This is a genomic window from Pseudomonas sp. MDT1-17 (assembly GCF_054898105.1).
Genome location: NZ_JBUBVM010000001.1, coordinates 4,528,258 through 4,554,259 on the forward strand (window position 1 = coordinate 4,528,258; position 26,002 = coordinate 4,554,259).

General features: G+C 59.8%; 22 protein-coding genes and 1 pseudogene. 16 read left to right on the plus strand and 7 right to left on the minus strand.

What is annotated here, in order from left to right; translation table 11 throughout:
• Positions 1-654 precede the first annotated feature (654 nt).
• On the minus strand, positions 655-1,752 hold the full coding sequence (locus ACYZTX_RS21035; protein WP_462035682.1) for an IS3 family transposase: 1,098 nt from the start codon (positions 1,750-1,752) through the stop codon (positions 655-657).
• 15 nt (positions 1,753-1,767) lie between these two features.
• On the opposite strand from ACYZTX_RS21035, the gene tnpB reads away from it, so the two are divergent.
• Together tnpB and tnpC are read left to right on the plus strand one after the other, a co-directional pair.
• Positions 1,768-2,127, plus strand: a complete 360-nt coding sequence (tnpB, locus tag ACYZTX_RS21040; protein WP_252117532.1) for an IS66 family insertion sequence element accessory protein TnpB — start codon at positions 1,768-1,770, stop codon at positions 2,125-2,127.
• A 16-nt stretch (positions 2,128-2,143) separates the two neighbouring features.
• Positions 2,144-3,688, plus strand: coding sequence for an IS66 family transposase (gene tnpC, locus ACYZTX_RS21045; protein ID WP_462032479.1), 1,545 nt, complete (start codon positions 2,144-2,146; stop codon positions 3,686-3,688).
• Between the two features lie 61 nt (positions 3,689-3,749).
• On the opposite strand, the gene ACYZTX_RS21050 is transcribed toward tnpC, so the two are convergent.
• Both ACYZTX_RS21050 and ACYZTX_RS21055 read right to left on the minus strand, forming a co-directional pair.
• A complete protein-coding gene (locus ACYZTX_RS21050) occupies positions 3,750-4,241 on the minus strand; it encodes a transposase (RefSeq protein ID WP_462035683.1) in 492 nt (163 codons plus the stop codon).
• A 104-nt stretch (positions 4,242-4,345) separates the two neighbouring features.
• Positions 4,346-6,037: an AMP-binding protein gene (locus ACYZTX_RS21055; protein ID WP_462035684.1), complete on the minus strand. Its 1,692-nt coding sequence runs from the start codon at positions 6,035-6,037 to the stop codon at positions 4,346-4,348.
• A 204-nt stretch (positions 6,038-6,241) separates the two neighbouring features.
• On the opposite strand from ACYZTX_RS21055, the gene ACYZTX_RS21060 reads away from it, so the two are divergent.
• The 4 genes from ACYZTX_RS21060 to ACYZTX_RS21075 all read left to right on the plus strand — a co-directional run bounded on the left by ACYZTX_RS21060 (position 6,242) and on the right by ACYZTX_RS21075 (position 11,906).
• Entirely contained in the window at positions 6,242-7,405 is a 1,164-nt protein-coding gene (locus ACYZTX_RS21060) for an isovaleryl-CoA dehydrogenase (RefSeq protein WP_462035685.1), read from the plus strand.
• Positions 7,406-7,417: 12 nt separating this feature from the next.
• Positions 7,418-9,025, plus strand: a complete 1,608-nt coding sequence (locus ACYZTX_RS21065) for a carboxyl transferase domain-containing protein (RefSeq protein ID WP_462035686.1) — start codon at positions 7,418-7,420, stop codon at positions 9,023-9,025.
• A gap of 116 nt (positions 9,026-9,141) precedes the next feature.
• On the plus strand, positions 9,142-9,957 hold the full coding sequence (locus ACYZTX_RS21070) for a gamma-carboxygeranoyl-CoA hydratase (RefSeq protein ID WP_462035687.1): 816 nt from the start codon (positions 9,142-9,144) through the stop codon (positions 9,955-9,957).
• Positions 9,957-11,906 (plus strand): acetyl/propionyl/methylcrotonyl-CoA carboxylase subunit alpha, encoded by a 1,950-nt coding sequence (locus ACYZTX_RS21075; protein ID WP_462035688.1) that lies wholly within the window; start codon positions 9,957-9,959, stop codon positions 11,904-11,906. Before ACYZTX_RS21070 ends, ACYZTX_RS21075 begins: the two co-directional genes overlap by 1 nt.
• A gap of 39 nt (positions 11,907-11,945) precedes the next feature.
• Here the strand turns inward: ACYZTX_RS21075 and ACYZTX_RS21080 are convergent, their stop codons facing one another.
• The gene (locus tag ACYZTX_RS21080) at positions 11,946-12,593 is read right to left on the minus strand and encodes a LexA family protein (protein ID WP_462035689.1); all 648 of its coding nucleotides are present in this window, start codon (positions 12,591-12,593) and stop codon (positions 11,946-11,948) included.
• 129 nt (positions 12,594-12,722) lie between these two features.
• Between ACYZTX_RS21080 and ACYZTX_RS21085 the strand changes: the two genes are divergently transcribed.
• A complete protein-coding gene (locus tag ACYZTX_RS21085; protein ID WP_462035690.1) occupies positions 12,723-13,064 on the plus strand; it encodes a DUF6124 family protein in 342 nt (113 codons plus the stop codon).
• A gap of 1,156 nt (positions 13,065-14,220) precedes the next feature.
• Positions 14,221-15,372, plus strand: coding sequence for a M14 family metallopeptidase (locus ACYZTX_RS21090; RefSeq protein WP_462035691.1), 1,152 nt, complete (start codon positions 14,221-14,223; stop codon positions 15,370-15,372).
• A 95-nt stretch (positions 15,373-15,467) separates the two neighbouring features.
• Here the strand turns inward: ACYZTX_RS21090 and ACYZTX_RS21095 are convergent, their stop codons facing one another.
• The gene (locus tag ACYZTX_RS21095; RefSeq protein WP_462035692.1) at positions 15,468-16,013 is read right to left on the minus strand and encodes a cytochrome b; all 546 of its coding nucleotides are present in this window, start codon (positions 16,011-16,013) and stop codon (positions 15,468-15,470) included.
• Complete coding sequence (locus ACYZTX_RS21100) at positions 16,010-17,098, minus strand: catalase family peroxidase (protein WP_462035693.1); 1,089 nt, start codon at positions 17,096-17,098, stop codon at positions 16,010-16,012. The genes ACYZTX_RS21095 and ACYZTX_RS21100 overlap by 4 nt, the downstream gene beginning before the upstream one ends.
• A gap of 384 nt (positions 17,099-17,482) precedes the next feature.
• Here ACYZTX_RS21100 and ACYZTX_RS21105 point away from each other — a divergent pair.
• Positions 17,483-18,001, plus strand: a pseudogene (locus tag ACYZTX_RS21105) (anti-sigma factor family protein); the annotation flags it as partial.
• A 40-nt stretch (positions 18,002-18,041) separates the two neighbouring features.
• Here the strand turns inward: ACYZTX_RS21105 and ACYZTX_RS21110 are convergent.
• On the minus strand, positions 18,042-18,878 hold the full coding sequence (locus ACYZTX_RS21110; RefSeq protein WP_462035694.1) for an IclR family transcriptional regulator: 837 nt from the start codon (positions 18,876-18,878) through the stop codon (positions 18,042-18,044).
• Between the two features lie 244 nt (positions 18,879-19,122).
• On the opposite strand from ACYZTX_RS21110, the gene ACYZTX_RS21115 reads away from it, so the two are divergent.
• The 7 genes from ACYZTX_RS21115 to ACYZTX_RS21145 all read left to right on the plus strand — a co-directional run bounded on the left by ACYZTX_RS21115 (position 19,123) and on the right by ACYZTX_RS21145 (position 25,776).
• Positions 19,123-20,142, plus strand: coding sequence for an ABC transporter ATP-binding protein (locus tag ACYZTX_RS21115; protein WP_462035695.1), 1,020 nt, complete (start codon positions 19,123-19,125; stop codon positions 20,140-20,142).
• Positions 20,139-21,008: an ABC transporter permease gene (locus tag ACYZTX_RS21120; protein ID WP_462035696.1), complete on the plus strand. Its 870-nt coding sequence runs from the start codon at positions 20,139-20,141 to the stop codon at positions 21,006-21,008. Before ACYZTX_RS21115 ends, ACYZTX_RS21120 begins: the two co-directional genes overlap by 4 nt.
• A gap of 6 nt (positions 21,009-21,014) precedes the next feature.
• The gene (locus ACYZTX_RS21125; protein WP_056740278.1) at positions 21,015-21,809 is read left to right on the plus strand and encodes an ABC transporter permease; all 795 of its coding nucleotides are present in this window, start codon (positions 21,015-21,017) and stop codon (positions 21,807-21,809) included.
• Between the two features lie 7 nt (positions 21,810-21,816).
• A complete protein-coding gene (locus tag ACYZTX_RS21130) occupies positions 21,817-22,107 on the plus strand; it encodes a (2Fe-2S)-binding protein (RefSeq protein WP_462035697.1) in 291 nt (96 codons plus the stop codon).
• Positions 22,108-22,228: 121 nt separating this feature from the next.
• Positions 22,229-23,584 carry an FAD/NAD(P)-dependent oxidoreductase gene (locus ACYZTX_RS21135; RefSeq protein WP_462035698.1) on the plus strand — a complete coding sequence of 452 codons (1,356 nt, stop codon included), beginning with the start codon at positions 22,229-22,231 and terminating at the stop codon, positions 23,582-23,584.
• Positions 23,581-24,696: an NAD(P)/FAD-dependent oxidoreductase gene (locus ACYZTX_RS21140; RefSeq protein WP_462035699.1), complete on the plus strand. Its 1,116-nt coding sequence runs from the start codon at positions 23,581-23,583 to the stop codon at positions 24,694-24,696. Before ACYZTX_RS21135 ends, ACYZTX_RS21140 begins: the two co-directional genes overlap by 4 nt.
• Before the next feature lie 18 nt (positions 24,697-24,714).
• Complete coding sequence (locus ACYZTX_RS21145; protein WP_462035700.1) at positions 24,715-25,776, plus strand: ABC transporter substrate-binding protein; 1,062 nt, start codon at positions 24,715-24,717, stop codon at positions 25,774-25,776.
• Positions 25,777-26,002 lie beyond the last annotated feature (226 nt).

Consider the following 26,002-nt stretch of genomic DNA (forward strand, 5'->3'; position numbering starts at 1 on the left):
CGCAACGGCTGGAACGTGGGCGAAAGCGAGTAACACGGAAACAAATTGTCGTGCTTTGACTGCATGAAAAATCCTACAAAATCTCAAGCAGTTGATTTTAAAGACTTTTTAAAAGTTGGCACGGCTTCTGCTATCTCTATGACATAACAAGAACAAAAAAAGCGGCAAACCTAATAAAAATAAAACGTAACGACTCTGACATAACAAAAACAACACGGCAGAGACGCAGCTAACAGATTTTTTTGGAGAGGATGTGCTTTTCAGGGTGCTTTTCGGAGTAACCCGCAACCGGGCAGAGAACAATAAAACTACCTTCAGGTAGCTCCCGAACTGGTTGGATCGCTTAGCGAAAAAGTAGATCAGCGCTCAAAAAAATACGTTTGCTCTTGATCCCGGATGGGGATCGACAAAAACAGCGGTAAAGGGTCACGGTTTCTAAAAACAAAAACAGACCGCCCCTCAATAATAAAAAAAGAGCACGCGCAACGACAAAATTAAAGGGGAGCTTCGGCTCCCCTTTGTGCTTTCTGGCGTTTGGGTTTTCCCAAAATATCGCAGTCTTGTAGGAGCTGGCGCAGCCTGCGATCTTTTGATCTGACCCTTTTTGCGTCAACGGTACGTGTCAAGGTACCTGTCGCCTTGGTACTCCTGCTGCTATGCCATCGCGGCCTTAACATCAGGGCGTTCGGGGTTCAAATACACCGCATCTGCCAATTTCCAGTTGCGCGTTCTGGTACTCCAGCGGCTCGGATTAGCTTCCCTGGCGTCTTCATACAGTGCTGCTCTGGCTTGTAATAGAGCCGTTGCCTTGCCTTCGTGGCGCTCGTTCGGCGTCACGTATTTCAAGGCACTGTGACGGTGGTCTTCGTTGTACCACTCGATAAATTTTTGCACCCAAAGCCTTGCTTCAGTGAGCGTATCAAACGGTTGGTCCGGCCAGAGCGGGCAGTACTTTGCCGTACGAAAAAGTGCTTCGGCGTAGGCATTGTCGTTGCTTACTCGCGGGCGGCTAAATGAAGGCTCGACGCCCAGAGCAACCATGCTTTCGCGTAATAAAGAGCCTCTCATGACGTGGCCGTTGTCCGAGTGCAGCACCAAAGGACGTCCCGCCGTTTGCTCTCGTAGACAGCCCTTTTCAAGCAGCTCACATGCATGCTCGGCGCACTCCACTTCATGCACTTCATTGGCTACCAATTTACGGCTGTAGATGTCCTTGACCATATACCAGTAGAAAAAACGGCCCTTAACTGTGCTCGGCAACCAGGTGATATCCCAGCACCAAACCTGATTGGGGCCCTCAGCACGATGTGTCGTCAGCACTCTGCGTTTCGGGGCTTTGACCCGACCACGGCGAACGTTTTGATTGGCGGCTTTTAATACGCGATAAAAGGTCGATTCCGAAGCCAGATAAATACCTTCATCTGCCAGTTTGGGCACGATCTGGTGGGGTGTGAGGCTGGCGTAGCCAGCCTGATTAGCGGCATCAAGCACTGCTTGGCGTTCTGCCTCGCTGAGTTTATTTGACGGTGCTGTCCGCTGAGCTAGCAGGCGCCCGTCGCCGTCGGTGTGTCGCCAACGTTGAACTGTGCGCAGGCTCAGTCCCAGCTCATCACATGCTCGATATCGGCGAGCCCCACCCAAGACCGCTTCAGTAATCAACTTCATGGCTTGCGTGCGATCAGAGTAAGGGATCCATGAACCCCACATTCCAAGCAGATAGCTGACGGCTGATGCTGTGCTCCCGATTTCCATGAGGAGCCCATCACCATGATGCGTCCCAATGCCAGCGTTGAAAAAGTGTACCTCTATCCAAAGCCGGTAGACTTTCGAAAGTCCATCGATGGCCTGGCTGCGCTGGTCGAACTGGATATCAAGGTCGCGGTGTTTGACCCCGTGCTCTTTGTTTTCCTGAATCGCCACCGTAACCGCGTCAAAGTGTTGTACTGGGAGCGCAACGGCTTCTGCCTTTGGCTCAAGCGCCTGGAGTCCGAGCGTTTTAAAATTTCACCTGATGAGGTGGACGAGGCTATCGTGCTGACCGTTCAGGAACTGAACTGGCTACTGGATGGATTTGATCTCTGGCGCAACCGTCCTCACAAGGTTTTAACGCCAAGATTCGTCGCTTGACGGGTATAATCCGGGCATGAATTTGATGCCCGAAGACCTCCCTGATGACCCTATTCTGCTCAAGCAAATGTTGCTTGAGGCACTCAGCCGTCAGCAGGCAACGGCTGAGGCATACCAGACTCATATCGTCGATCTAAAAGAACAGATCAAGTTGCTGCGCGACCGTTTATTCGGACGTAAATCCGAGCAGACCGTTGAACCCAACACGCCTCAACTCGCGTTATTCAACGAGCCCGAAAGCGAGCCGATGCCTTCAATCGGCGACGCTGACGAAGAAGTGGTTGCTCCGACGCCACGTCGTGGCAAACGCAAGCCACTGTCGGCTGATCTGCCGCGCATCGAAGTCATCCACGAACTGCCAGAACATGAACTGACCTGTGCCTGCGGTTGCCGCAAGCATGTGATCAGTGAAGAAACCAGCGAACAGCTGGACATCGTGCCGATGCAGATCCGAGTGATCAAACACATCCGCAAAGTCTACGGCTGCCGTGGTTGTGAAACGGCTCCGGTGACTGCTGATAAACCTGCTCAGTTGATCGAAAAGAGCATGGCCAGTCCGAGCGTACTGGCGATGCTGCTGACCACCAAGTATGTCGATGGCTTACCGCTGCATCGTTTCGAAACGGTGCTGAGCCGACACGGTATCGATATCCCGCGTCAGACTCTCGCTCGCTGGGTTATCCAGTGCGGGGAGCACTTACAACCGTTGCTGAATTTATTGCGCGACCGATTGCTGGAAAGCCCGGTCATCCACTGTGATGAAACCCGCGTCCAGGTACTTAAGGAACCGGATCGCGACCCTACCAGCCAATCCTGGATGTGGGTGCAGGCCAGCGGGCCGCCAGACCGAAAAGTCGTGCTGTTCGACTACACGTCCAGCCGTGCGCAGGACGTGCCGTTGCGCCTGCTGGAAAGTTATCGCGGCTACGTGATGACTGATGATTACGCGGGTTATAACGCATTGGCGTTGCAACCGGGTGTGGAGCGGCTGGCGTGCATGGCCCATGCACGGCGCAAGTTCGTCGATGCGCAAAAAGTGCAGCCCAAGGGCAAGACGGGACGTGCCGATATCGCGCTGACGATGATCAACAAGCTGTACGGCATCGAGCGTGAACTCAAGGATGCCAGTGATGAGCAGCGTTTTATTGGCCGTCAGGAAAAGAGCCTGCCGATCCTGGCCCAGTTGAAAGGCTGGCTGGAAAAAACGCAGCCTCAGGTCACCCCTCAAAGTGTGCTGGGCAAGGCAGTGAACTACCTGGCCAGCAACTGGAGCCGGCTGGAACGCTACGTGGAAGCCGGTTTTTTACCGATCGACAACAACCCGGCAGAGCGCGCAATAAAGCCGTTTGTCATTGGGCGCAAGGCTTGGCTGTTCAGCGACACGCCCAAAGGCGCCACCGCCAGTGCCCAGATCTACAGCTTGGTCGAGACCGCCAAGGTCAACGGCCAGGAGCCCTATACGTGGCTGCGCCACGTACTGGAGCGTCTGCCGCATGCGCAGTCAGTAACCGACTATGAAGCATTGCTGCCGTGGAACTGCTCACCGGAAATGCCACGGTAAACGGGCAGCGCATCTGACGGTAGGTGTGCTTCATGGATCGCATACCGATCAGAGGCGCTGATCAGTCTTCCTTGTCCTTGCCCCAAATCGCATTGGCTTTTTTTCTGAGTTCCAGCAAAGCCTCCGCTTCGGCCCGACCAGCGTCTGATCGGATCAACTGACGCTCCAGCTCTTTGATCCGTCGTTGCTCGGCAGTTTTCTCTGCGCTGGGCTTCAGATCAGCCAAGGTGTTGGCGTTTTGGCAGGCTTCGCGCCATTGCTGGATTTGCTCCGGATAAATGCCCTTTATTCGGCAATATTGAGAGATCTCCACCTCGCTCAACGGTGCGGTTTCCATGACGGCATTGAATTTGTCGGCGCTGGACCATTGATCACTGGTCTTTCCGTTCCCGGGCACGATCAGACCTTTATCTCTAGCCATTTGTCTCCAGTTACGCAGTGACTGTGGCGTGAGTTTGAGCGCAATCGCGAGCTCTGCCACCGAGCGATTAAGGGGCGGCATCATCTGCAGGACAACCCAGTCTTTGAAGTTGTCGTCATAACGTTTGGGCATTGCTAAATACCTTCGCCCTCTTGAATGAATGAGTCAATCAACAAGGGCGACAGGTAGCCTGACACGGAGGGTCAAGCTCAAAAGATCGCAGCCTTCGGCAGCTCCTACGGTATCGCTTTGAGCTCCTCGATACTGATCTCGCGCATCCGAAACTTCTGAATCTTCCCTGTCACCGTCATCGGAAACTCTTCGACGAACTTAAAGTAACGCGGTGTCTTGAAGTGCGCGATGCGTTCCTTACACCAGGTTTGCAGCTCCTGCTCGGTGGCGCTGTGGCCCGGATGGAATTTGATCCAGGCGACAATCTCTTCGCCATATCGCGAGCACGGAATCCCGATCACCTGCACATCGGCTACCGACGGGTGAGTAAAGAAGAACTCTTCCAGCTCCCGCGGGTAAATGTTCTCACCGCCGCGGATGATCATGTCCTTGTTACGTCCGGCAATGCACACATAGCCTTCGTCGTTCATGCTCGCCAGATCACCGGTGTGCATCCAGCCTGCCTGGTCGATGGCTTCTGCGGTGCCTTGCGGGTTGTTCCAGTAACCGAGCATCACGCTGTAACCGCGCGTGCACAGTTCACCGATCGTGCCGCGCGGCACCAGGTTGCCCGCCTCGTCGATGATTTTGCTTTCCAGTTGCGGCTGGGTGCGGCCGACGGTGGTGACGCGCAACTCCAGTTCGTCTGACGGACCGGTCTGCAACGACACCGGACTTGTTTCCGTCATGCCGTAGGCAATCTGCACTTCGCTCATGTGCATGTCACTGATGACTCGGCGCATCACCTCGATCGGACAGGTCGCCCCGGCCATGATCCCGGTGCGCAGGCTCGACAGATCGAATTCGGCGCGTTTGGGCTGATCGAGCATGGCGATAAACATGGTCGGCACGCCGTAGAGTGCGGTGGCCTTTTCTTCGGCGACAGTGGTCAGGGTCAGCAGCGGATCGAACGCATCGTTGGGGTAAATCATGGTGCTGCCGTGCGTCATGCAACCGAGGTTGCCCATGACCATGCCAAAGCAGTGATACAACGGCACCGGGATGATCAGACGGTCACTCGCGGTCAACCCGAGGCTTTCGGCGACCATGTAACCGTTGTTGAGAATGTTGTAGTGACTGAGGGTCGCGCCCTTCGGAAAACCGGTGGTGCCGGAGGTGTACTGGATGTTCACCGCCTGGTCGAAATGCAGACTGTCCTGACGCTCGCTCAACTGCTCTGTCGACACGCTCCCCGCGAGATCGGCTAATTGCGACCATGGCAGGAAACCCGATGGCGGCTGAGCATCAAGGCTGATGACACCACGCAGCTGCGGCAGTCGTTCGCTCTGCAACCTTCCGATGGATTGCTCAGCCAGCTCGGGAACGAGGCCTTGCAGCATCCCGTGATAGTCGGAGGTTTTGAAGGCGCCTGCGCAGACCAGCCATTGGCAGCCGGACTGCTTCAACACGTATTCGAGTTCGGAACTGCGATAGGCCGGGTTGATGTTGACCAGAATCACGCCGATTTTCGCGCTGGCGAACTGGCTGATACACCACTGGGCGCAGTTCGGTGCCCAGATACCCAGGCGATCACCGGTCTGCAAACCCAGCGCCAACAGCGCTTTGGCATGCAGGTCCACGGCTTCGGCCAGTTGCTGCCAGGTGTAGCGCAACTGTTGATGACGCACGACCAGCGCCTCCCCGGTCGGATACTGCGCGACGGTGTTATCGAATGCCTGGCCGATGGTCATCGCCAGCAAGGCTTTGTCCTGGGCACCACGGGTATAGCTGCGTTGCGGGCTTGCACTGGATTCCATGACGACCCCTATTGTCTTTATTAGTGGGTTGTTGGAACGAGGCTTATGACCAGCCCCGATCATTCAGAATTGGCTCTACTCTCGCTCAAGCTGACGTTAACGTAAAGGGTGATTGACAGCCATTCGCCACAGGCTTACGTTAACGTAAAGGTGAGAGCCAAATCACTGCCCTCCCTACCCTACAAAAAAGCCAAAAGGTGACCCATGAGCTACCCATCCCTGAACTTTGCCCTCGGTGAAACCATCGACATGCTGCGCGATCAGGTTCAGTCCTTCGTCGCCAAAGAGATCGCACCACGCGCCGCTCAGATCGACATCGACAACCTGTTCCCCGCCGACCTGTGGCGTAAATTCGGCGACATGGGCCTGCTGGGTGTCACCGTGCCGGAAGAGTATGGCGGCGCTGGCCTGGGTTACCTGGCCCACGTGGTGATCATGGAGGAAATCAGCCGCGGTTCGGCCTCAGTCGCGCTGTCCTACGGCGCGCACTCCAACCTCTGTGTCAACCAGATCAACCGCAACGGCAATCACGAACAGAAAACCAAATACCTGCCGAAGCTGATCAGCGGCGAGTACATTGGAGCCCTGGCCATGAGCGAACCGAATGCCGGTTCCGACGTGGTGTCGATGAAACTGCGCGCCGACAAACGCGGCGATCACTACGTCCTCAACGGCAGCAAAACCTGGATCACCAACGGTCCTGATGCCAACACCTACGTGATCTACGCCAAGACCGACCTGGAAAAAGGCCCCCACGGCATCACCGCGTTCATCGTTGAACGTGATTCCAAAGGCTTCAGCCGCAGCAACAAATTCGACAAGCTCGGCATGCGCGGTTCCAACACCTGCGAGCTGTTCTTCGATGACGTGGAAGTGCCGGAAGAAAACATCCTCGGCGTGCTCAACGGCGGCGTGAAGGTGCTGATGAGCGGCCTCGACTACGAACGCGTTGTGCTGTCCGGCGGCCCGACCGGGATCATGCAGGCCTGCATGGACCTCATCGTGCCGTACATCCACGACCGCAAGCAGTTCGGCCAAAGCATCGGCGAATTCCAGCTGATCCAGGGCAAGGTCGCCGACATGTACACCCAACTCAACGCCAGCCGCGCCTACCTCTATGCGGTGGCCCAGGCGTGCGAGCGCGGCGAAACCACGCGCAAGGACGCTGCCGGCGTAATCCTCTACAGCGCCGAGCGCGCCACACAAATGGCCCTCGACGCGATCCAGATTCTCGGTGGCAACGGCTACATCAACGAATTCCCGGCTGGTCGTCTGTTGCGTGACGCCAAGCTGTACGAAATCGGCGCCGGCACCAGTGAGATCCGTCGCATGCTGATCGGTCGCGAACTGTTCAACGAAACCCGCTAAACGGAGCTGTCCATGGCTATTTTGCATACCCAGCTCAACCCCCGTTCGGCGGAGTTCGCGGCCAACAGCGCGGCGATGCTCAAACAGGTCGACGCCCTGCACACCCTGCTCGCGCAAGTGCAGCAAGGTGGCGGCCCGAAGGCTCAAGAACGCCACACCTCGCGGGGCAAACTGCTGCCCCGTGAGCGGATCAATCGCTTGCTCGATCCGGGTTCGCCGTTTCTCGAGATCAGCCAATTGGCGGCCTATCAGGTGTATGGCGAAGACGTCCCGGCCGCTGGCGTGATTGCCGGGATCGGCCGTGTCGAAGGCGTCGAATGCATGATCGTCGCCAATGATGCCACCGTGAAAGGCGGTTCGTATTACCCGCTGACCGTGAAAAAACACCTGCGCGCGCAGACCATCGCTCAGCAGAACCGCTTGCCGTGCATCTACCTGGTGGACTCCGGCGGCGCCAACCTGCCGCGTCAGGATGAAGTGTTCCCGGACCGCGAGCACTTCGGACGGATTTTCTTCAACCAGGCCAACATGAGCGCCATGGGCATTCCGCAAATCGCGGTGGTCATGGGCTCCTGCACCGCCGGTGGCGCGTACGTGCCGGCCATGGCCGACGAAGCGATCATGGTGCGCGAACAGGCCACCATTTTTCTCGCCGGCCCACCGCTGGTGAAAGCCGCGACCGGTGAAGTGGTCAGCGCCGAAGACCTCGGCGGGGCCGATGTGCACTGCAAGATTTCCGGGGTGGCCGACCATTACGCCGAGAGCGACGAACACGCCTTGGCCATTGCGCGGCGCAGCATCGCCAACCTCAACTGGCGCAAGCTCGGCGAAGTGCAACAACGTACGCCGATCGCCCCGCTGTACAACAGCGACGAGTTGTATGGCGTCGTCTCAGCAGACGCCAAGCAGCCGTTCGACGTGCGCGAAGTGATCGCGCGGTTGGTGGACGGTTCGGTGTTCGACGAGTTCAAGGCGCTGTTCGGGACGACGCTGGTGTGCGGTTTTGCCTACTTGCACGGTTACCCGATCGCGATTCTCGCCAACAACGGCATTCTGTTCGCCGAAGCCGCGCAGAAAGGCGCGCACTTTATCGAGCTGGCCTGTCAGCGCGGCATTCCGCTGCTGTTCCTGCAAAACATCACCGGTTTCATGGTTGGCCAGAAATACGAGGCCGGCGGCATCGCCAAGCACGGCGCCAAACTGGTGACCGCCGTGGCGTGCGCCAAGGTGCCGAAATTCACCGTGATCATCGGCGGTAGCTTCGGCGCCGGTAACTACGGCATGTGCGGCCGGGCTTACGATCCGCGTTTCCTGTGGATGTGGCCGAATGCGCGGATCGGCGTGATGGGCGCCGAGCAAGCCGCGGGTGTTTTGGTGCAGGTTAAACGCGAGCAGGCCGAGCGCAGTGGCCACGCTTTCAGTGCCGAGCAGGAAGCCGAGATCAAGCAACCGATCCTCGACCAATATGAAGAACAGGGGCATCCCTACTACTCCAGTGCACGGCTGTGGGACGACGGCGTCATCGACCCGGCGCAAACCCGCGATGTATTGGCCCTGGCCTTGTCGGCGTCGCTGAATGCGCCAATCGAACCGAGCCGCTTCGGCGTGTTCCGGATGTGATTTTCTGTGGGAGCGGGCTTGCTCGCGAAGAACGATAACGCGGTGCATCAGAACAACCGCGGTGAACCCTTCGCGAGCAAGCCCGCTCCCACATGAGTTGTGGAGACGGACAAAATATGAGCGACTTCAACACCCTCGAATTGCTGACCGACCCACGTGGCTTCGCCACCCTGTGGCTCAGCCGTGAAGCAAAGAACAACGCCTTCAACGCCGAAATGATTCGCGAACTGATCCTCGCCCTGGACAAGGTGTCAAGCGACGCCAGCCTGCGGTTTCTGCTGGTGCGCGGACGCGGCAAGCATTTCAGCGCCGGCGCAGACCTGGCCTGGATGCAGCAGTCGGCCGAACTCGATTACCACACCAATCTCGACGACGCCCGGGAACTGGCGGAGTTGATGTACAACCTCGCCAAACTCAAAGTCCCGACGCTGGCGGTGGTGCAAGGCGCTGCATTCGGTGGCGCGCTGGGCCTGATCAGTTGCTGCGACATGGCCATCGGCGCCGACGACGCACAGTTCTGCCTGTCGGAAGTGCGCATCGGCCTCGCCCCGGCGGTGATCAGTCCGTTCGTGGTGCAAGCCATCGGCGAGCGCGCGGCACGTCGCTACGCGCTGACCGCAGAGCGTTTCGGCGGACAACGAGCGCGGGAAATCGGCTTGTTGTCGGAGAGTTATCCGATCGCTGAGCTGGAGGAAAAAGTCGAGCATTGGATCGACAACCTGCTGCTCAACAGCCCGGCCGCCATGCGTGCCAGCAAGGACTTGCTGCGTGAAGTCGGCCACGGCGCGCTGACCCCGGCGCTGCGGCGCTACACCGAAAACGCCATCGCCCGCATCCGCGTCAGTCCTGAAGGCCAGGAAGGCTTGCGGGCCTTTCTGCAAAAACGCCCGCCGAACTGGCAAGCCGCAACCACCACCAAGGAGTCGCGTTGATGAGCGCACCTGTTCTCACCACCCTGTTGGTGGCCAACCGCGGCGAAATCGCTTGCCGGGTGATGCGTACCGCCAAGGCCTTGGGCCTGACCACCGTGGCCGTTCACAGCGCCACTGACCGTGAAGCCCGACACAGCCGCGAAGCGGATATCCGCGTCGACCTCGGTGGCAGCAAAGCCGCTGACAGTTACCTGCAAATCGACAAACTGATCGCCGCCGCCAAGGCCAGCGGCGCTCAGGCGATTCATCCGGGTTATGGCTTTCTTTCCGAAAACGCCGGGTTCGCCCGCGCCATCGAAGAAGCGGGCCTGATCTTCCTCGGCCCGCCCGCCTCGGCCATTGACGCGATGGGCAGCAAATCCGCCGCCAAAGCCTTGATGGAAACCGCCGGCGTGCCGCTGGTGCCCGGTTATCACGGCGAGGCTCAGGACCTCGACACCTTCCGCGACGCGTGCGCACGCATCGGTTATCCGGTGCTGCTCAAGGCCACTGCGGGGGGTGGCGGCAAAGGCATGAAAGTGGTCGAGGACGTCAGTCAATTGGCCGAAGCCCTGGCCTCGGCCCAGCGTGAAGCGCAATCGTCGTTCGGCGATTCGCGAATGCTGGTGGAGAAGTACCTGCTCAAACCGCGTCACGTGGAAATTCAGGTGTTCGCCGACCAACATGGCAACTGCCTGTACCTCAACGAACGGGACTGCTCGATTCAGCGTCGGCACCAGAAAGTCGTCGAAGAGGCCCCCGCTCCAGGCTTGAGTCCGGAACTGCGTCGCGCCATGGGCGAAGCGGCCGTGCGTTCGGCGCAAGCCATCGGTTATGTCGGCGCTGGCACCGTGGAGTTTCTCCTGGATTCTCGCGGTGAGTTTTTCTTTATGGAGATGAACACGCGCCTGCAGGTCGAACACCCGGTCACCGAAGCCATCACCGGCCTCGACCTGGTGGCCTGGCAGATTCGTGTGGCCCGCGGTGAAGTGCTGCCGATGACTCAAGCCGAGGTTCCGCTGATCGGCCATGCCATCGAAGTGCGCTTATATGCCGAAGACCCGGGCAATGATTTCCTGCCGGCTACCGGGCGTCTGGAGCTGTATCGCGAATCCGCGCAAGGTCCGGGACGGCGGGTGGACAGTGGTGTCGAAGAAGGCGACGAAATCTCGCCGTTCTACGACCCGATGCTCGGCAAACTGATTGCCTGGGGCGAGGATCGTGAACAGGCGCGACTGCGGCTGCTGAGCATGCTCGATGAGTTTTCCATTGGCGGGCTCAAGACCAACATCAACTTCCTGCGCCGGATCGTCGGCCATTCGGCATTCGCTGCAGCCGAACTGGATACCGGCTTCATTCCGCGTTATCAGGAAGAACTGCTGCCCGTTGCCTCGGACCTCGGTGACGCGTTCTGGCAAGCCGCCGCCCAGGCGTTCGCCCAGAGCCAACCAGGTTCCTCGCGTGCCGATGACCCGAGCTCGCCTTGGGCCAACAGCAATGGTTTGCGCGCCGGACTGCCGAAAGAAATCACATTGCATTTGAGCTGCGAAGGACAAGACCGCGCGCTGACGTTGGGCGCCACCTGCTCGGCACATCTCAAGGGCGAGCAACTGTTGATCGAGCACAACGGCCTGCGCCGCCAACATCGGGCAATCCGCCGTGGCGACGTGCTGTATCTGCAATGGGAAGGTGAATTGCGCCGCATCGAGTCCTACGACCCGATCAGCGCCGTCGAGGCCAGTCACAGCCATCAGGGCGGACTGACCGCGCCCATGAATGGCAGCATCGTGCGGGTACTGGTGGAAGCCGGGCAAACGGTCGAAGCCGGGGCGCAACTGGTGGTGCTGGAAGCGATGAAGATGGAGCACAGCATTCGTGCGCCACACGCCGGGGTGATCAAAGCCCTGTATTGCCAGGAAGGCGAGATGGTCAGTGAAGGCAGTGCGTTGGTTGAATTGGAAGAAGCGTGAAATGAAGATCGGTCCTGCGTCTTGCGAGGACCGATCTGATTAGAACCTGGCTGTCGCCTGAACCACCACGCCGATAATTCGGCACTCCTCGGTGTAAAGGGCTTTCGGATACGTCGGATTGAGCGGGACCAGGTAACGCTGCCCGCCCTCTTCGATCAGCTTGCGAAAGGTCGCCTCGGCGCTGTCGGGCCATTGGGCGATCACCAGTTTTCCAGGCTCCGGCACAATGGCCGGGTCCACCAGGACCATCATGCCCTCGGCGATGCTGATACCGCTGGGAGCAGTCATCGCATCGCCGACCACCACCAGCCAGAATGCCGCGCCCTGGGCGTGGTAATCGGTCAGTTCGAAACGTGGCTTGCCGTACACCGACAGCTCACCGTCACGCACCTCGGCAGGCGCCCGCCAGTCGCTGACCGGGTAGCGGAAATAGGGGTTGTACTTTTGCGTCAGGGAAATCTCGTCGTCCTGCTGGACTAAAGGCTCCCGGATCACCATCGCCACTTCCAGAAAATCCATCCCGAGCGCCCGCAAGACACGGTTCATGTCTTCGATGCTCGGCTGACGGCGTTTATTCAGCCAGTGACCCACGCCGCCCTGGGACATCCCAAGACGTTCGGCGAGTATCTCTTGAGTGACTTTGAGTTCACCCATCTTGGCCTTGACCAATTCAATCCATTTATCCATGTGCGGCACGATACGTGGGGGACTCCGACCATCAAAACACAAATTGTAGTATTTAAACTCTCGTAATAAATACATTACGTACTAGGATTGGTTCACGGATCTGAATCTATCACGGAGCTCGCCATCGCCATGTCCATCCCCTGCAACGACCTGCCAGACATGCAAATCGACACCAGCCTCACCTCGCCCAAAGGCTCTGCCGCCGCGCAACGTGCGTTGGACTATTACTTGAAACCAGCTGTTTCAGAGGAAGCAGTCGAAGTACGTTTCTTTGACGTGAACCGCAACATCAGCTGCGAAGAGGCACTGGTCCATGCTTCGGATCTGTTGCGTTGTGCCGCCGCCACCGCGTACGAATCAGCCAACAATCTGCACGGCGCAAACCGCGACCTGGCGTTTTCGGCGGTACACATGATCGACATGGCCAAGGCAATGGTGGATCGATCCCTGGAGGGCGATCAGAACGGGTAAGACGAGGGTACTGTCGGGGAGGACGGGAAAGAATTTTCCAATCGAGCAAATAAAAACATTTGACTTGTAAACGAGAATGATTATTATTGCATGCAGCTGGTCGCGAGATCAGTCGATTGTCCAAGTGACCTTAGGTCGGTCTCCTGGACTCTCTCCTCATCAGGCTAATCACGGTTTTTGACCCGGCTTTTTGCCGGGTTTTTTTTGGTGCGCCAGGCATGGCGCGTTGCGCGCAAGCGCAACCAGTTTGGCTATGGTGGCCACGCTGGTGACTTGGAGGTGAAAGTCCTCTACACACCCGGCAAGGGGAAGTGTTAGCCAGAGGCAAGGGTGTCGCGGGTGACTGCGAATCTGAAGGAAGCCCGAGGCAAAATGCTGGCCTGACGAACAGGAAGCGGATTAGGCGGCGTAGCGGGGTAAGGTAGCCAAAATTGCCAAAGCCCAATACTTGCACGGAGCGCTACGACGTAGATCCGACAGGCATAAGCAGGAAGGTCGCGCGAATTACCCTGGGAGATCTGTTTAGCCTGCCATGTGCTACCGGCGTCGCGAGATGACGGGATGGGCGACAGAAGTCAGCAGAGGCCGTAGTAGTTGCTCGAAACCGGAGTAATGAAGGGCTGAACCTGCCATGAGTGGATAGTCGGGTGTGATCTCTGTTGGAGCGTAAAGCAGAAACTCCGCGTAGCGGGGGTCGAGACCATCAGGAGGTAGGAGCCGGAAGCTCCGAGGGCCGGTCTGGGCGCTTAGATACCGCAGGCGACACATCAACGGAACCAAGCTCGCTGACGTTGTTTGTCAGTAGGCAGGAACCGCCGTATACGGAACCGTATGTACGGTGGTGTGAGAGGACGGCGGGGGCAACCCCGCCTCCTACTCGATCCAGTTATTCTGGCTTTACCTTCAGGCTAATGAAGTCTTTAAGTGCTGCAAATTCGATGGCGCGGATGATATCAAAAGAATATCCGTTGGCAAGAGAAGCCCGGCATCATTGGCCCAAACCAATTAAAAAATAGCACTTGAGAATCAATCGCCCAGTCTCTAAGCTGCGTCGGCGTCAAGGAGGACACCCCCCTTCCCCCCCGCAATTTTCCCCCGGTTTTTCCCTTCGCAGCGTGTAAAGTAGCAGCCATAAAATCATATTCAGGAATCGACTATGACCGTGGCTAAATCTTCTTTCGACATCAGTGCCAACTTCGACAGTGGCAACATTGAAGTGCTGGACATCAGCAACCCGTTGCAAGCCCTGCTGGCCATCAAGCCAGACACTCGCAGCCAGCACTTTCAATGGTTCCACTTCAAGGCCAGCGGTCTGCACGTCGGTCAGGAGCACTGGTTTCGTCTGAACAATGCCAGCAAGTCCTCTTACAACAAAGCCTGGGACGGTTATCAGGCGGTCGCGTCTTACGACCACGTCAACTGGTTCCGGGTGCCGACCATATTCGAAGGTGACTGCCTGCGCTTCAGCCTTGAAGCCACCGCCACCCACGCCTGGTTTGCTTACTTCGAACCCTACAGCCGTGGTCGCCATGACTGGTTGATCGAGCAGGCGCTGTCCAAGGCCGGCACCGAACTGCTGGCCACCGGCAAGAGCGTCGAAGGTCGGGACATCCAGCTGCTGCGTAAAGGCACGGGCGCCGACGGTCAGCGCAAGGTCTGGATGATCGCCCAGCAACACCCCGGCGAACACATGGCCGAGTGGTTCATGGAAGGCGTGATTGAACGTCTGGAAAAGCACGACGATCCTGTACTGAGCAAATTACTGTCCAGCGCCGACCTGTACCTGGTGCCGAACATGAACCCGGACGGCGCTTTCCACGGTCACCTGCGCACCAACGCCATGGGCCAGGACCTGAACCGCGCCTGGCAGAGCGCCAGCCAGGAAGTCAGCCCGGAAGTGCTGTTCGTTCAGCAGCAAATGGAAAAGTACGGCGTGGACCTGTTCCTCGACATCCACGGCGATGAAGAAATCCCCTACGTGTTCACCGCCGGTTGCGAAGGCAACCCGGGCTACACGCCGCGGATCGAAAAACTCGAAGAGCATTTCCGCAGCCATCTGAAACACCTGACCAAGGACTTCCAGACCAAGCACGGCTACACCCGCGACGAGCCGGGCAAAGCCAACATGACCTTGGCGTGCAACAGCGTCGGCGAGAAATTCGACTGCCTGTCGCTGACCCTGGAAATGCCCTTCAAGGACAACAACGACGCACCGAATGCGCTGACTGGTTGGTCCGGCAAGCGCTCGAAGCAGTTGGGCAAGGATGTGCTGACCACCGTCGCGGACATGGTCAACACGTTGCGCTGAATGCGCAGAATCAAAAGATCGCAGGCTTCGCCAGCTCCTACTTCGACCGTGTGAACCGCACGAATCTTGTAGGAGCTGCCGCAGGCTGCGATCTTTTAGCCGCGATCCTTCCCCCGCAACATGCTGTCCAGCACCTCATCGCGACGCACCCAGCCGTGAAACAGCGCCGCCGCCAAATGCAGCAGCACCGTCAAGAACAGCAAATACGCCAGATACCCGTGAGCCTTGCGCAGGAACGCAAACACCTGGGCATTCGCGGGCAGAATCGATGGCAACTGCAACGAGCTGCTGAGCATCACCGGATCCCCCGCCGCCGAAATCATCGCCCAGCCCAGCAGCGGCAGGACCAGCATCAAGGCGTACAACAAAACATGTGAAGCCTTGGCCGCCAGCACTTGCCAACCCGGCAGATCCGCGGGCAGCGGTGGCTGTCGGGTGGAAAAACGCACGCCCAGACGCACGATCACCAGCAACAGAATCGCAACGCCCAAAGGTTTGTGCAGATGAATCAGCCACTCATGACGCTCGGACACCGAAGCGGCCATGCCCGCGCCGATAAACAGCATCGCAATGATCATCAGCGCCATCAGCCAATGCAGCAGTCGCGCTAAAGGCGCGAAGTGGTTCGGTTGAGCGCTCATTGACGAGTCTCCTGTTTATTAGCAGAGGGCAACTGGCTGACTTCGCTGGTGCGACGCAAGTAGGAACTGGCGTAACCGGCTGAACGAGCGGCGAGCAACGGGTCGTCGGAACCTTCGATACCGGCGGGCAGTACCAGCGGGTCGTAGTTGATGTCACGGCATTCACCGTTGAGTTGCGGCTGAGTGCTTTCGAGCACCAGGGTGCCGGCATTCAAGACCTTTCTGCCCTCGGGCCAGGCCTTGCTCGCGTCGTCGACCGGATCGCCGGGGTTGGCCAGCGTGATGTTCAGCTGCCAACGCAACGGCCCTGCGGAAATACGCTGAACCAGGTCTTTCTCGAGGAAATCACCGCCTTCAGGCGCCGTAGCACCCGCTGCATCCTGAGCCACCGGCACCATGCTCCAGCGCACCGCCTGCCGTTGTCCTGCAGCGTTCACCAGGTAAAACGCATTGACGCTGTTGTAGGTTTCCGTCACGTAACTGGCCGACGGCTTGGCGGTTTTGATCCAGGCCAGGAACGGTGCCGCTTCCGGATGCGAACCGAAGAACGCCGGCACGGCAGCCGGGTTCGGCTTGCCGGTGGCCGGGTCCGGTGACTGGGCTTGTTGCAATTGGTAGAACGCCTCGGGCGTGCCCACCGGGAACACCGGCATGCTGTTCATTCCCGTGCGCCACTGCTGGCCGTTGGCCTGGGTGAATCGCAACGCCAGGCTGCGGATCGGCACGCTGTTGTCCGGCGCATAAGGATTGCCGGCCGGTAAGGCGAAACGCCCGACCACCGGGGTTCGCGCGTCGTTGAACACCTGAGCACTGGAATAGCTGCGCGCATCAAAGCTGCTCTCGAAATGCCCGATCACGCACACGCCCTTGGAGTGGTTACGCCGGAAGCCTGGGTGCACGCCGTTGTTGGTCTCCAACACATTGATCAGCTTTTTCGGGGTCAGACGCTGTGGGTCAAAGGTGCCGTTGACGTAGGCAAAAGCCCCGGCCACTGCGGCAACGACCACGGCAATGCCCGCCAGACGAAATATCAGGCTCGCGGCACTCAAGGGTGGCCGGGTTGGCGGTGTTGAGCGATCAACCATGAAAGACTCCAGGGCCATCGGCCACAAGTGAGAAGAATCAAGCAGACGCACCCCATGGCGGTTTATTCCATCGCGCGGTATTTATTTTTTCAGGCGTGGAATAACCTCGACTGCCGGGCGTCTTCCGGGTGTCCGGTCTCACAAATACGTTCCTTTTTTGACGAGTGGCTGTTGTTGCCAGGCAAGGCGCCGCGACGCGTCATAGCTAGCTATGGCAAGGAGCGGCAACGCAGTATGGCGACAACAGACGCCGCCAAAAAGGAAACGTATTTGTGAGACCGGACACCCCCTAGCGTAGTGACTAGTCAGAACTTCATGAACGATATCGACGAACAACTGAGAGAAATCATTCCCAGATTGCGCCGGTTTGCCGTGTCGCTGACGCGCAAGCGCCGTCACCTGGCCAGCGCCGCCGTGTTGCTGATCGCGGTCAGCGTCGGCGGGTTCAGCGGTTGGCAAGCCCGGGAGATGACACTCGTCAGTGCCCCGCCGCCGATGACCGATGCCCTGCAGGCCTATCGTCTGTTTGCCCAGCAAGGCATCCTGCCGGCCGACTACACAGTCAGCGATGACGGTGACATGCAGGGTTGGCTAGACCGCTATTTCACTCAGGCCAATCGCTTGCCTGACCTCTCGGGCGCCGGTTTCAAACCGGTCAGCGGGCGCTTGCTCAGCACCGAGCAAGGGCCGGCGGCGATGGTGGTCTACGAGGATCAAGGCGGCCATAAAGTCAGCTTCTACGTCCGCCCACCGGGACCGAAAAACTACCTGTTGCCCAGGGGCAGTCGCAGCGATGGCGAGTTGCAGGCCGAGTACTGGTCGGGGGGCGGGTACAACTATGCGATGGTCAGCCCGACTGATACGCCGGCGGCGCAGATGCTCAAGCAAACCGTGCAGTTCTGATCGCAACACCAATCCCCTGTGGGAGCCCTGTGGTTTGTGTTCAACCCTGCCCGAAGACTTGCGAAGGACGGCGCAGCAATGGATCAAACGGGTTGATCCGCGGCCCGATCAGCGCCGCTTCGCGCTTGAGCATTTCGACCACTGTCGGCAAGCGATCCGGCCCCAGCCGATCACTCACGGTGGCCACACTCAACGCCGCCACGGCCCGTCCTTCTCGATCCAGAATCGGCACGGCCACTCCGGCCATGCCTTGCAACACGCCGGTGTTGCGCCCGGCGTAACCGAGTGTGCGCACGTTCTCGACTTCCGAACGCAGGAACACCTCGTCGTACAGGTGAAAATCCTTCAACCGCGGCAAGTTGTAGTGAATCACCGTGTCGCGCTCTTCTTCCGGCAGGAACGCCAGAATCGCCAGGCTGCCCTGCCCCACCCCCAGCGCCACCCGCCCACCGATGTCACCGGTAAACGTGCGGATCGGAAACGGCCCTTCGCTGCGGTCCAGGCAGATCGCATCAAATCCACTGCGCGCCAGCAAAAACAACGAATCCCCCAACGACGCCGACAACCGCAGCAGCGCCGGCCGCACCAGTTCGCGCAGGTTTCCAGTGTTCCCGGCACGAGCCGCCAGGGCGAAAAACTCCAGACTCAAGCGATAGCGTTTGCTGCGCGCATCCTGCTCGACCATGCCCTCATCCATCAGGTTGCGCAGCAAACGGTGCGTGGTCGGTTGCGACAGGCCAATGCGGTGGGCCAATTGCGTCACCCGCTCCCCGCCCTCGACGGTGTCACCCAGGCTGCGCAGCACGGCAAACAGTCTTGAGACTGCGCCGACACCGACTTCATTTTTTTGATCATTCCGCTCAATGGAATCTGGCATTGATTTACTCGATAATTAATTTACTCACCGAATGAAACCGAAAATAGTCATCGCTTCAGTGAAATAGGCCATTGAGCCCATCCTATTCTTCGTCCTACTCTGCGTCCAGACAGGGGCGATTCGAACAACAGCGGCAGCCGACTGAAGTCGAGCGCCAACGCACCCAGCAAGACCTTTTCGTATCTGCCCATACAAAAAAGCGCGCCTTCGGGCGACGCATAACAATCTCAGGTGGAGCGCAGTTATGGCTTTTGTGCAACTTGAAGGACTCGGCAAACGTTACGGTGAGATCGACGCCGTCGTTGCCACCAACCTCTCGGTCGAAAAAGGCGAATTCGTCTCGCTGCTCGGCCCCTCCGGATGCGGCAAAACCACCACCCTGCAAATGATTGCCGGCTTCGTCGACGTCAGCAGCGGACGCATTCTGTTGGACGGTCGCGACATCACCCACGCCAAACCCGCCAGTCGCGGCCTGGGCGTGGTGTTCCAGAGTTACGCGCTGTTCCCGCACATGACGGTGAAAGACAACGTCGCCTTCGGTCTGCGCATGCGCAAAGTGGCCAGCGGCGAGTTGCAGCAGCGGGTGGACCGGGTGCTGAAACTGGTGCGCCTGACCCCGCATGCCGAGCGTTACCCGCGAGAACTCTCCGGTGGCCAGCGGCAACGTGTTGCGTTGGCCCGGGCGCTGGTGATCGAGCCGCCGGTGCTGCTGCTTGATGAGCCGCTGTCCAACCTCGACGCCAACCTGCGCGAAGAGATGCAGTTCGAAATCCGCCGCATCCAGCGCGAAGTCGGGATCACCACGCTGATGGTCACCCATGACCAGTGCGAAGCGCTGTCCATCAGCGACCGGGTGGTGGTGATGCAGGCCGGGCGTATCACCCAGATCGACGCGCCCTACACCCTCTACGAACACCCGCGCACCGAATTCATTTCCGGGTTCGTCGGCAAGGCCAATCTGCTGCCCGGCGAACGGGACAGTGCCGGCGTCGTCCAGGTGAGCAGTGGCGGCGATATGACCCTCAGCCTGCGCCCGGAAAAAATCGATCTGCAGGAAAAAGGTCAGGGCCGTTTGCAAGGCAAGATCGTCAGTCGCTTCTTTCTCGGCAGCCAATGGCTGTACGGCGTATCGACGACCCTGGGCGAACTCAGCGTGGTGCGCCGCAACGACGGTTCGGCACCGTTGACCGAAGGCACGGCGGTCGGCCTCGAGTGGGACGCGACCTTGCTGCGGGTGCTGAGTGTCGACGAGGTGCCGGCATGAGTACGCTTGTCGCCATTCGCCAGGGACGCCAGGGTTACTGGCTGTCAGCACCGGCCCTGGCCTTATACCTCGGCCTGCTGGTTATCCCGCTGCTGCTGACCTTGGTGCTGTCGTTCAACGTGTTCGACTACAGCTCGGGGATCAACGGCGACGCCTACACCCTCGACCACTACAGCAGCCTGCTGGGCGATCCGTACTTCTACGAAATCTTTCTGCGCACGATGTGGATCAGCGCCCTGACCACTCTGCTCTGCGTGGTGATCGGCGTGCCCGAGGCCTACATCCTCAGCCGCATGGGCGCACCGTGGCGCTCGATTTTCCTGATTCTGATCCTCACCCCATTGCTGATTTCGGTGGTGGTGCGCGCCTTCGGCTGGAGCCTGTTGCTGGGTGCCGACGGCTTGGTCAACCAGACCCTGCAGGCCTTTGGCGGCTCGCCGATGAAATTGCTCTACACACCGTTTGCGGTGGTGATCGCGCTGGTCCACGTGATGCTGCCGTTCATGATTATTCCGGTCTGGACCTCGTTGCAAAAACTCGACCCGGCCGCCGAGCAGGCCGCGATGTCCCTCGGTGCCAGTCACTTCACCGTGATGCGCCAAGTGGTGCTGCCGCAAATCATGCCCGGCGTGCTCTCTGGCACGTTGATCGTGTTCGGTCTCGCCGCCAGTTCGTTTGCGATTCCCGGCCTGCTCGGCGGACGCCGCCTGAAGATGGTCGCCACGCTGATCTACGACCAATACCTGTCGGAGCTCAATTGGCCGATGGGTGCGGCCATCGCCGTGACCCTGCTGTTGCTCAACCTGCTGATCATGCTGTCGTGGAACCGGATGATCGAAGGCCGCTACAAGAAGTCATTGGGATAACTCGTCATGTCCAAGAACGGTCCTTTCGCCCTGCTGTTCCATACCCTGGTGGTGCTGTTTATGTTGGCGCCGCTGGTGGTGGTCTGCCTCGTGGCCTTCACCCCGGAAAACACCCTGAGCCTGCCGACCACGGAGTTTTCCCTGCGCTGGTTTCGCGCGGTGTTCGAGCGTGCTGACTTTGTCGATGCGTTCTACAACAGCCTGATCCTCGCGTTCTGCGCCGCCAGTCTGGCGACGCTGATTGCGGTGCCGGCGGCGCTGGCGATCACTCGATTCGAGTTCCCCGGCCGGGACTTTTTCAACGGTCTGTTCCTGTCACCGATCATCATTCCCCATCTGGTGCTGGGGGTGGCTTTGCTGCGGTTGTTTGCGCTGATGGGCGTGAATGGCAGCTTCGCCTGGCTGATCTTCGCTCATGTGCTGGTGATCACGCCGTACGTGCTGCGACTGGTGCTGGCGTCGGCCATTGGCCTGGATCGCAGCGCCGAACACGCCGCGCAATCGCTCGGTGCAGGGCGCTTCACGCTGTTCCGGGAAATCACCTTGCCGATGATTCTGCCGGGGGTCGCCGGTGGCTGGCTGCTGGCGTTCATCAACAGTTTCGATGAAGTCACGCTGTCGATCTTCGTCACCTCGCCGGCCACGCAAACCCTGCCGGTGCGGATGTACGTGTACGCCACCGAATCCATCGATCCGATGATGGCGGCGGTGTCGGCCCTGGTGATTGCGCTGACCGCGCTGACGATGATTCTGCTTGATCGGGTCTACGGTCTCGATCGGGTTCTGGTGGGCAAACAATGAGGGCGCCATGGCTCTGCTGAAACGACTGGCCGAAGGCGACCGCCCGGCCCTGGACTTTACCCTCGACGGCCAACCGGCCACCGGCCTGCTCGGCGACACCTTGCTGACGGCGGTGCTGACCTGCAGCGACCACTTGCGCGGCAGCGACTTCAGCGCCGAACCCCGCGCCGGGTTTTGCATGATGGGTGCCTGTCAGGACTGCTGGGTTCGACTGGGCGATGGTCGACGCGTGCGCGCCTGCTCGACGCCGCTCGAAGCCGGCCAGCAGATCAGCCGCGAACCGGGGCGCAGCGTATGACAGTCATTTATCCGGTGCGCCCAAAAGATCGCAGCCTTCGCCAGCTCCTACGCCGAACGCGATCCTCTGTAGGAGCTGGCGAAGCCTGCGATCTTTTGATCTTGAAAATCGTGGGGGCGATATGAATTCCGTGATCATCATCGGGGCCGGCCCGGCCGGTATACGTGCGGCGCAGACACTGGTTGCGCAGGGCATTCGCCCGATTTTGCTGGACGAAGCAACGCGTGGCGGCGGGCAGATTTATCGGCGGCAACCGGCGAATTTCAAGCGTTCGCCGGTCAAGCTGTATGGCTTCGAAGCCGGCAAGGCCAACGCGCTGCATCAGACGATTGATGAGCTGCGCGAGCAACTCGACTACCGTCCCGAAACCCTTGTATGGAACGCCGAGGACGGCGCGCTCGACACTTTGCATGAGGGTCGCGCCGCACGGCTGGCGTTCTCCCGAGTGATCGTCGCCACGGGCGCAACCGACCGGATTTTGCCGGTACCGGGCTGGACCCTTCCGGGGGTTTACAGCCTCGGCGCAGCGCAGATCGCCCTCAAGTTTCAAGGCTGCGCCATCGGTGAACGGGTGGTGTTCGCCGGCAGTGGTCCGTTGCTGTACCTGGTGGCGTATCAATACGCCAAGGCCGGCGCCAAGGTGGTTGCGGTGCTCGACAGTTCGCCCTTCAGCGCCAAGGCCCACGCCCTGCCCGGCCTGCTCTCGCTACCGGCCACACTGGCAAAAGGCATTTATTACCGCAGCTGGCTGACCGCCCACGGCATCCCGGTGCATCAGGGCGCAACCCTGAAACGCATCAATGGCGAACAACGTGTGCAGTCGCTGACCTGGTCCAACTCAAGGGGTGAACAGCCACTCGATTGCGACGCCGTCGCCTTCGCCCACGGCCTGCGCAGTGAAACCCAACTCGCCGATTTGCTCGGCTGTGAGTTCATCTGGAACCCGATCAACCGCGCCTGGCTGCCGCAACGTGACAGCGCCGGTCGCAGCAGTGTCGCCGAAGTTTACCTGGCCGGTGACGGCGCCGGCATCATGGGCGCCGACGCTGCCGAAATGGCCGGCGAACGCGCGGCTCTGGCGTTGCTCGAAGACATCGGTTACCTGATCCCGGCGCAACGTGGTGCGCAATTGGAGCTCGCGCTGGGACGGATCAATACCTTCCGCCAAGGCCTGGAGCGGGCCTTCGTCTTTCCCGAGAACTGGGCCGCCGATGCCCCGAATGATTTGATGATCTGCCGCTGCGAAGAAGTGCGGGCCGGTGACATCCGCCAAGTCGTGCGCGAGGGCCATTGGGAACTCAACCGGGTCAAGGCCCATTGCCGGGTCGGCATGGGCCGTTGCCAAGGCCGGATGTGTGGCGCCGCCGCCGCGGAAATCATTGCCTGCGAAAGCCAGCGATCCGTGTCCGACATCGGTCGACTGCGGGCTCAGGCCCCCATCAAACCGCTGCCGTTTGGCCTGGAGGTGGAATCATGATCGAGGTCGATGCCGTCATTATCGGCGGCGGCATTGTCGGTGCCTCGGCCGCGCTCTTTTTGAGCAAAGCCGGGCGTCGCGTGGCACTGTTGGAGCGGGATTTTTGCGGCTCGCATTCCAGCGGCGTGAACTACGGCGGCGTCCGGCGTCAGGGGCGACCACTGTCGCAACTGCCACTGTCGCAACGGGCGCACGAAATCTGGGGGCAGCTGCCGCAGCTGATTGGCATCGACGGCGAGTATCAACGCAGCGGCCACCTGAAGCTGGCACGCAGCCTCAGCGACCTGCGTGCGTTGCAAGACTATGCCGCCAGCAGTCAGGGCTTCGGCCTCAATTTGCAGGTGCTCGAGCTCAGTGAATTGCGCGCACGTTTTCCGTGGGTCGGCGAGGTGGCGGTCGGCGCCTCGTTCTGCCCCGATGACGGTCACGCCAACCCGCGACTGGTCTCCCCGGCGTTTGCCCGGGCGGCGCGTCGGCATGGCGCGCAGGTCCATGAACAATGCGCGGTGACGGCGGTGGAGCACGACGGTCAACGCTTTCGCATCCGCACGCAAACCGGTCTCGAACTGCACGCGCCCTGGCTGCTGAACTGCGCCGGCGCGTGGGCCGGCAGCCTGGCAGAACAATTCGGCGAACCGGTGCCGATGCACGCCGGACACCCGGCGATGCTGGTCACCGAGCCGTTGCCGTTGGTGATGAATGCCAGCACCGGGGTCGAGGGCGGCGGTATTTATGCCCGTCAAGTCGCACGCGGCAATTGCGTGCTGGGCGGTGGCCAGGGTTATGCCCTCGACGACGCCCGCGCCCGGCCCGGTCAGCACGCGGTGATCGAGATTCTGCGTCAGGCCGTCGAGCTCTACCCGTTTCTCGAAGGCGCCCAGGCGATTCGCACCTGGAGCGGCACCGAAGGTTATCTGCCCGATCGCCAACCGGTGATCGGCCACAGTGGCACTCGACCTGGTCTGTTGCACGCATTCGGCTTTGCCGGTGCGGGCTTTCAGATCGGGCCTGCGGTGGGCCAGGCGCTCACCGACATCATCTGCAGCGGCGCCTCAAAAACGTCGCTGGATGCGTTTTCCATCACCCGGTTTCACTCCATCTCCGTAGCTTGATAGAGGAAGGTCGCGCCAATGAATAACGTCAAACGCAGTGCACTGCTCGGTTTGTCCTGGCTTAGTTTTTCTGGCTTAGGCGCCCTGCTCCCGGTCACCCAGGCCCAGGCAGAGCCGACGCTGTATCTGGGCATGAACGGCGGGACCATGGAACGGCTCTACGCCGACAAGGTGCTGCCGGTTTTCGAGAAGGCCAACAACGTCAAAGTGGTGATTGTGCCCGGTACCTCCGCCGATATTCTGGCCAAGGTCCAGGCCAGCAAAGGCAACCCGCAGATGCACGTGATGTTCCTCGACGACGGCATCATGTACCGCGCAATCGCCATGGGGCTGTGCGACAAACTCGAAGACAGTGCACCGCTGGCGCAGATTCCGGCCAAGGGCCGCATCAAGGATCAAGCGGTGGCGGTCAGCCTCGGCGTGACCGGGCTGGCGTACAACACGCGGTTGTTCAAGGAGAAAGGCTGGACCGCACCGACCTCGTGGATGGACATGGCCGATCCGCGCTTCAAGGACAAACTGGTGTTCCAGTCGATGGCCTCCTCGACCTTCGGCCTGCACGGTTTCCTGATGTTCAACCGGATTCAGGGCGGCAGCGAAACCGACGTCGAGCCGGGCTTCAAGGCTTGGCCGAATACCGTCGGGCGCAACGTGCTGGAGTACATCCCGAGTTCGGCGAAGATTTCCGAAATGCTTCAGACCGACGAAGCAGCGCTGTTCCCGCTCACACCGACCCAGGTCACCGCCCTGAAACTCAAGGGCATGCCGGTGGAATATGCGCAGCCGAAGGAAGGCGCCGTGGTGCTCAACGTTGCCGAATGCACCATCGCCAACAACACCCAACCGGAACTGGCGCAGAAACTCGCCGCCTTCTTGCTGACGCCGCAAGCCCAGGCCGCCGCGCTTGAAGGCGGCGACCAGATCCCGTCCAACCCCAATACCCCGACCACCGACAAGACGCGCGGCCAGGTCGAGGCGATGAAGCAGTACCTGACCACGGCCATTGCAATCGATTGGGATCAAGTCAACGAACAGCGCCCGGCGTGGAATGCGCGGTGGAATCGTAGTATCGAGCGGTAGATACCGTCTTGAACCTCACTGGGCAAGCGCAAGTTTCGGGTTATAGGGTTGGCCCGACTTGAGCACGCCGTAAACAAAGTGCAGCAGCTTGCGCATCGCTCCCACAGTTGACCGAGTTGTCTGGACGGTCGCGATCTAATGTGGGAGCGAGCTTGCTCGCGAAGGCGGCCTGACAGACGCCACACTTTTCCGGCTATCATCGCGCCCATTTTAAGGCCCCCGCGCC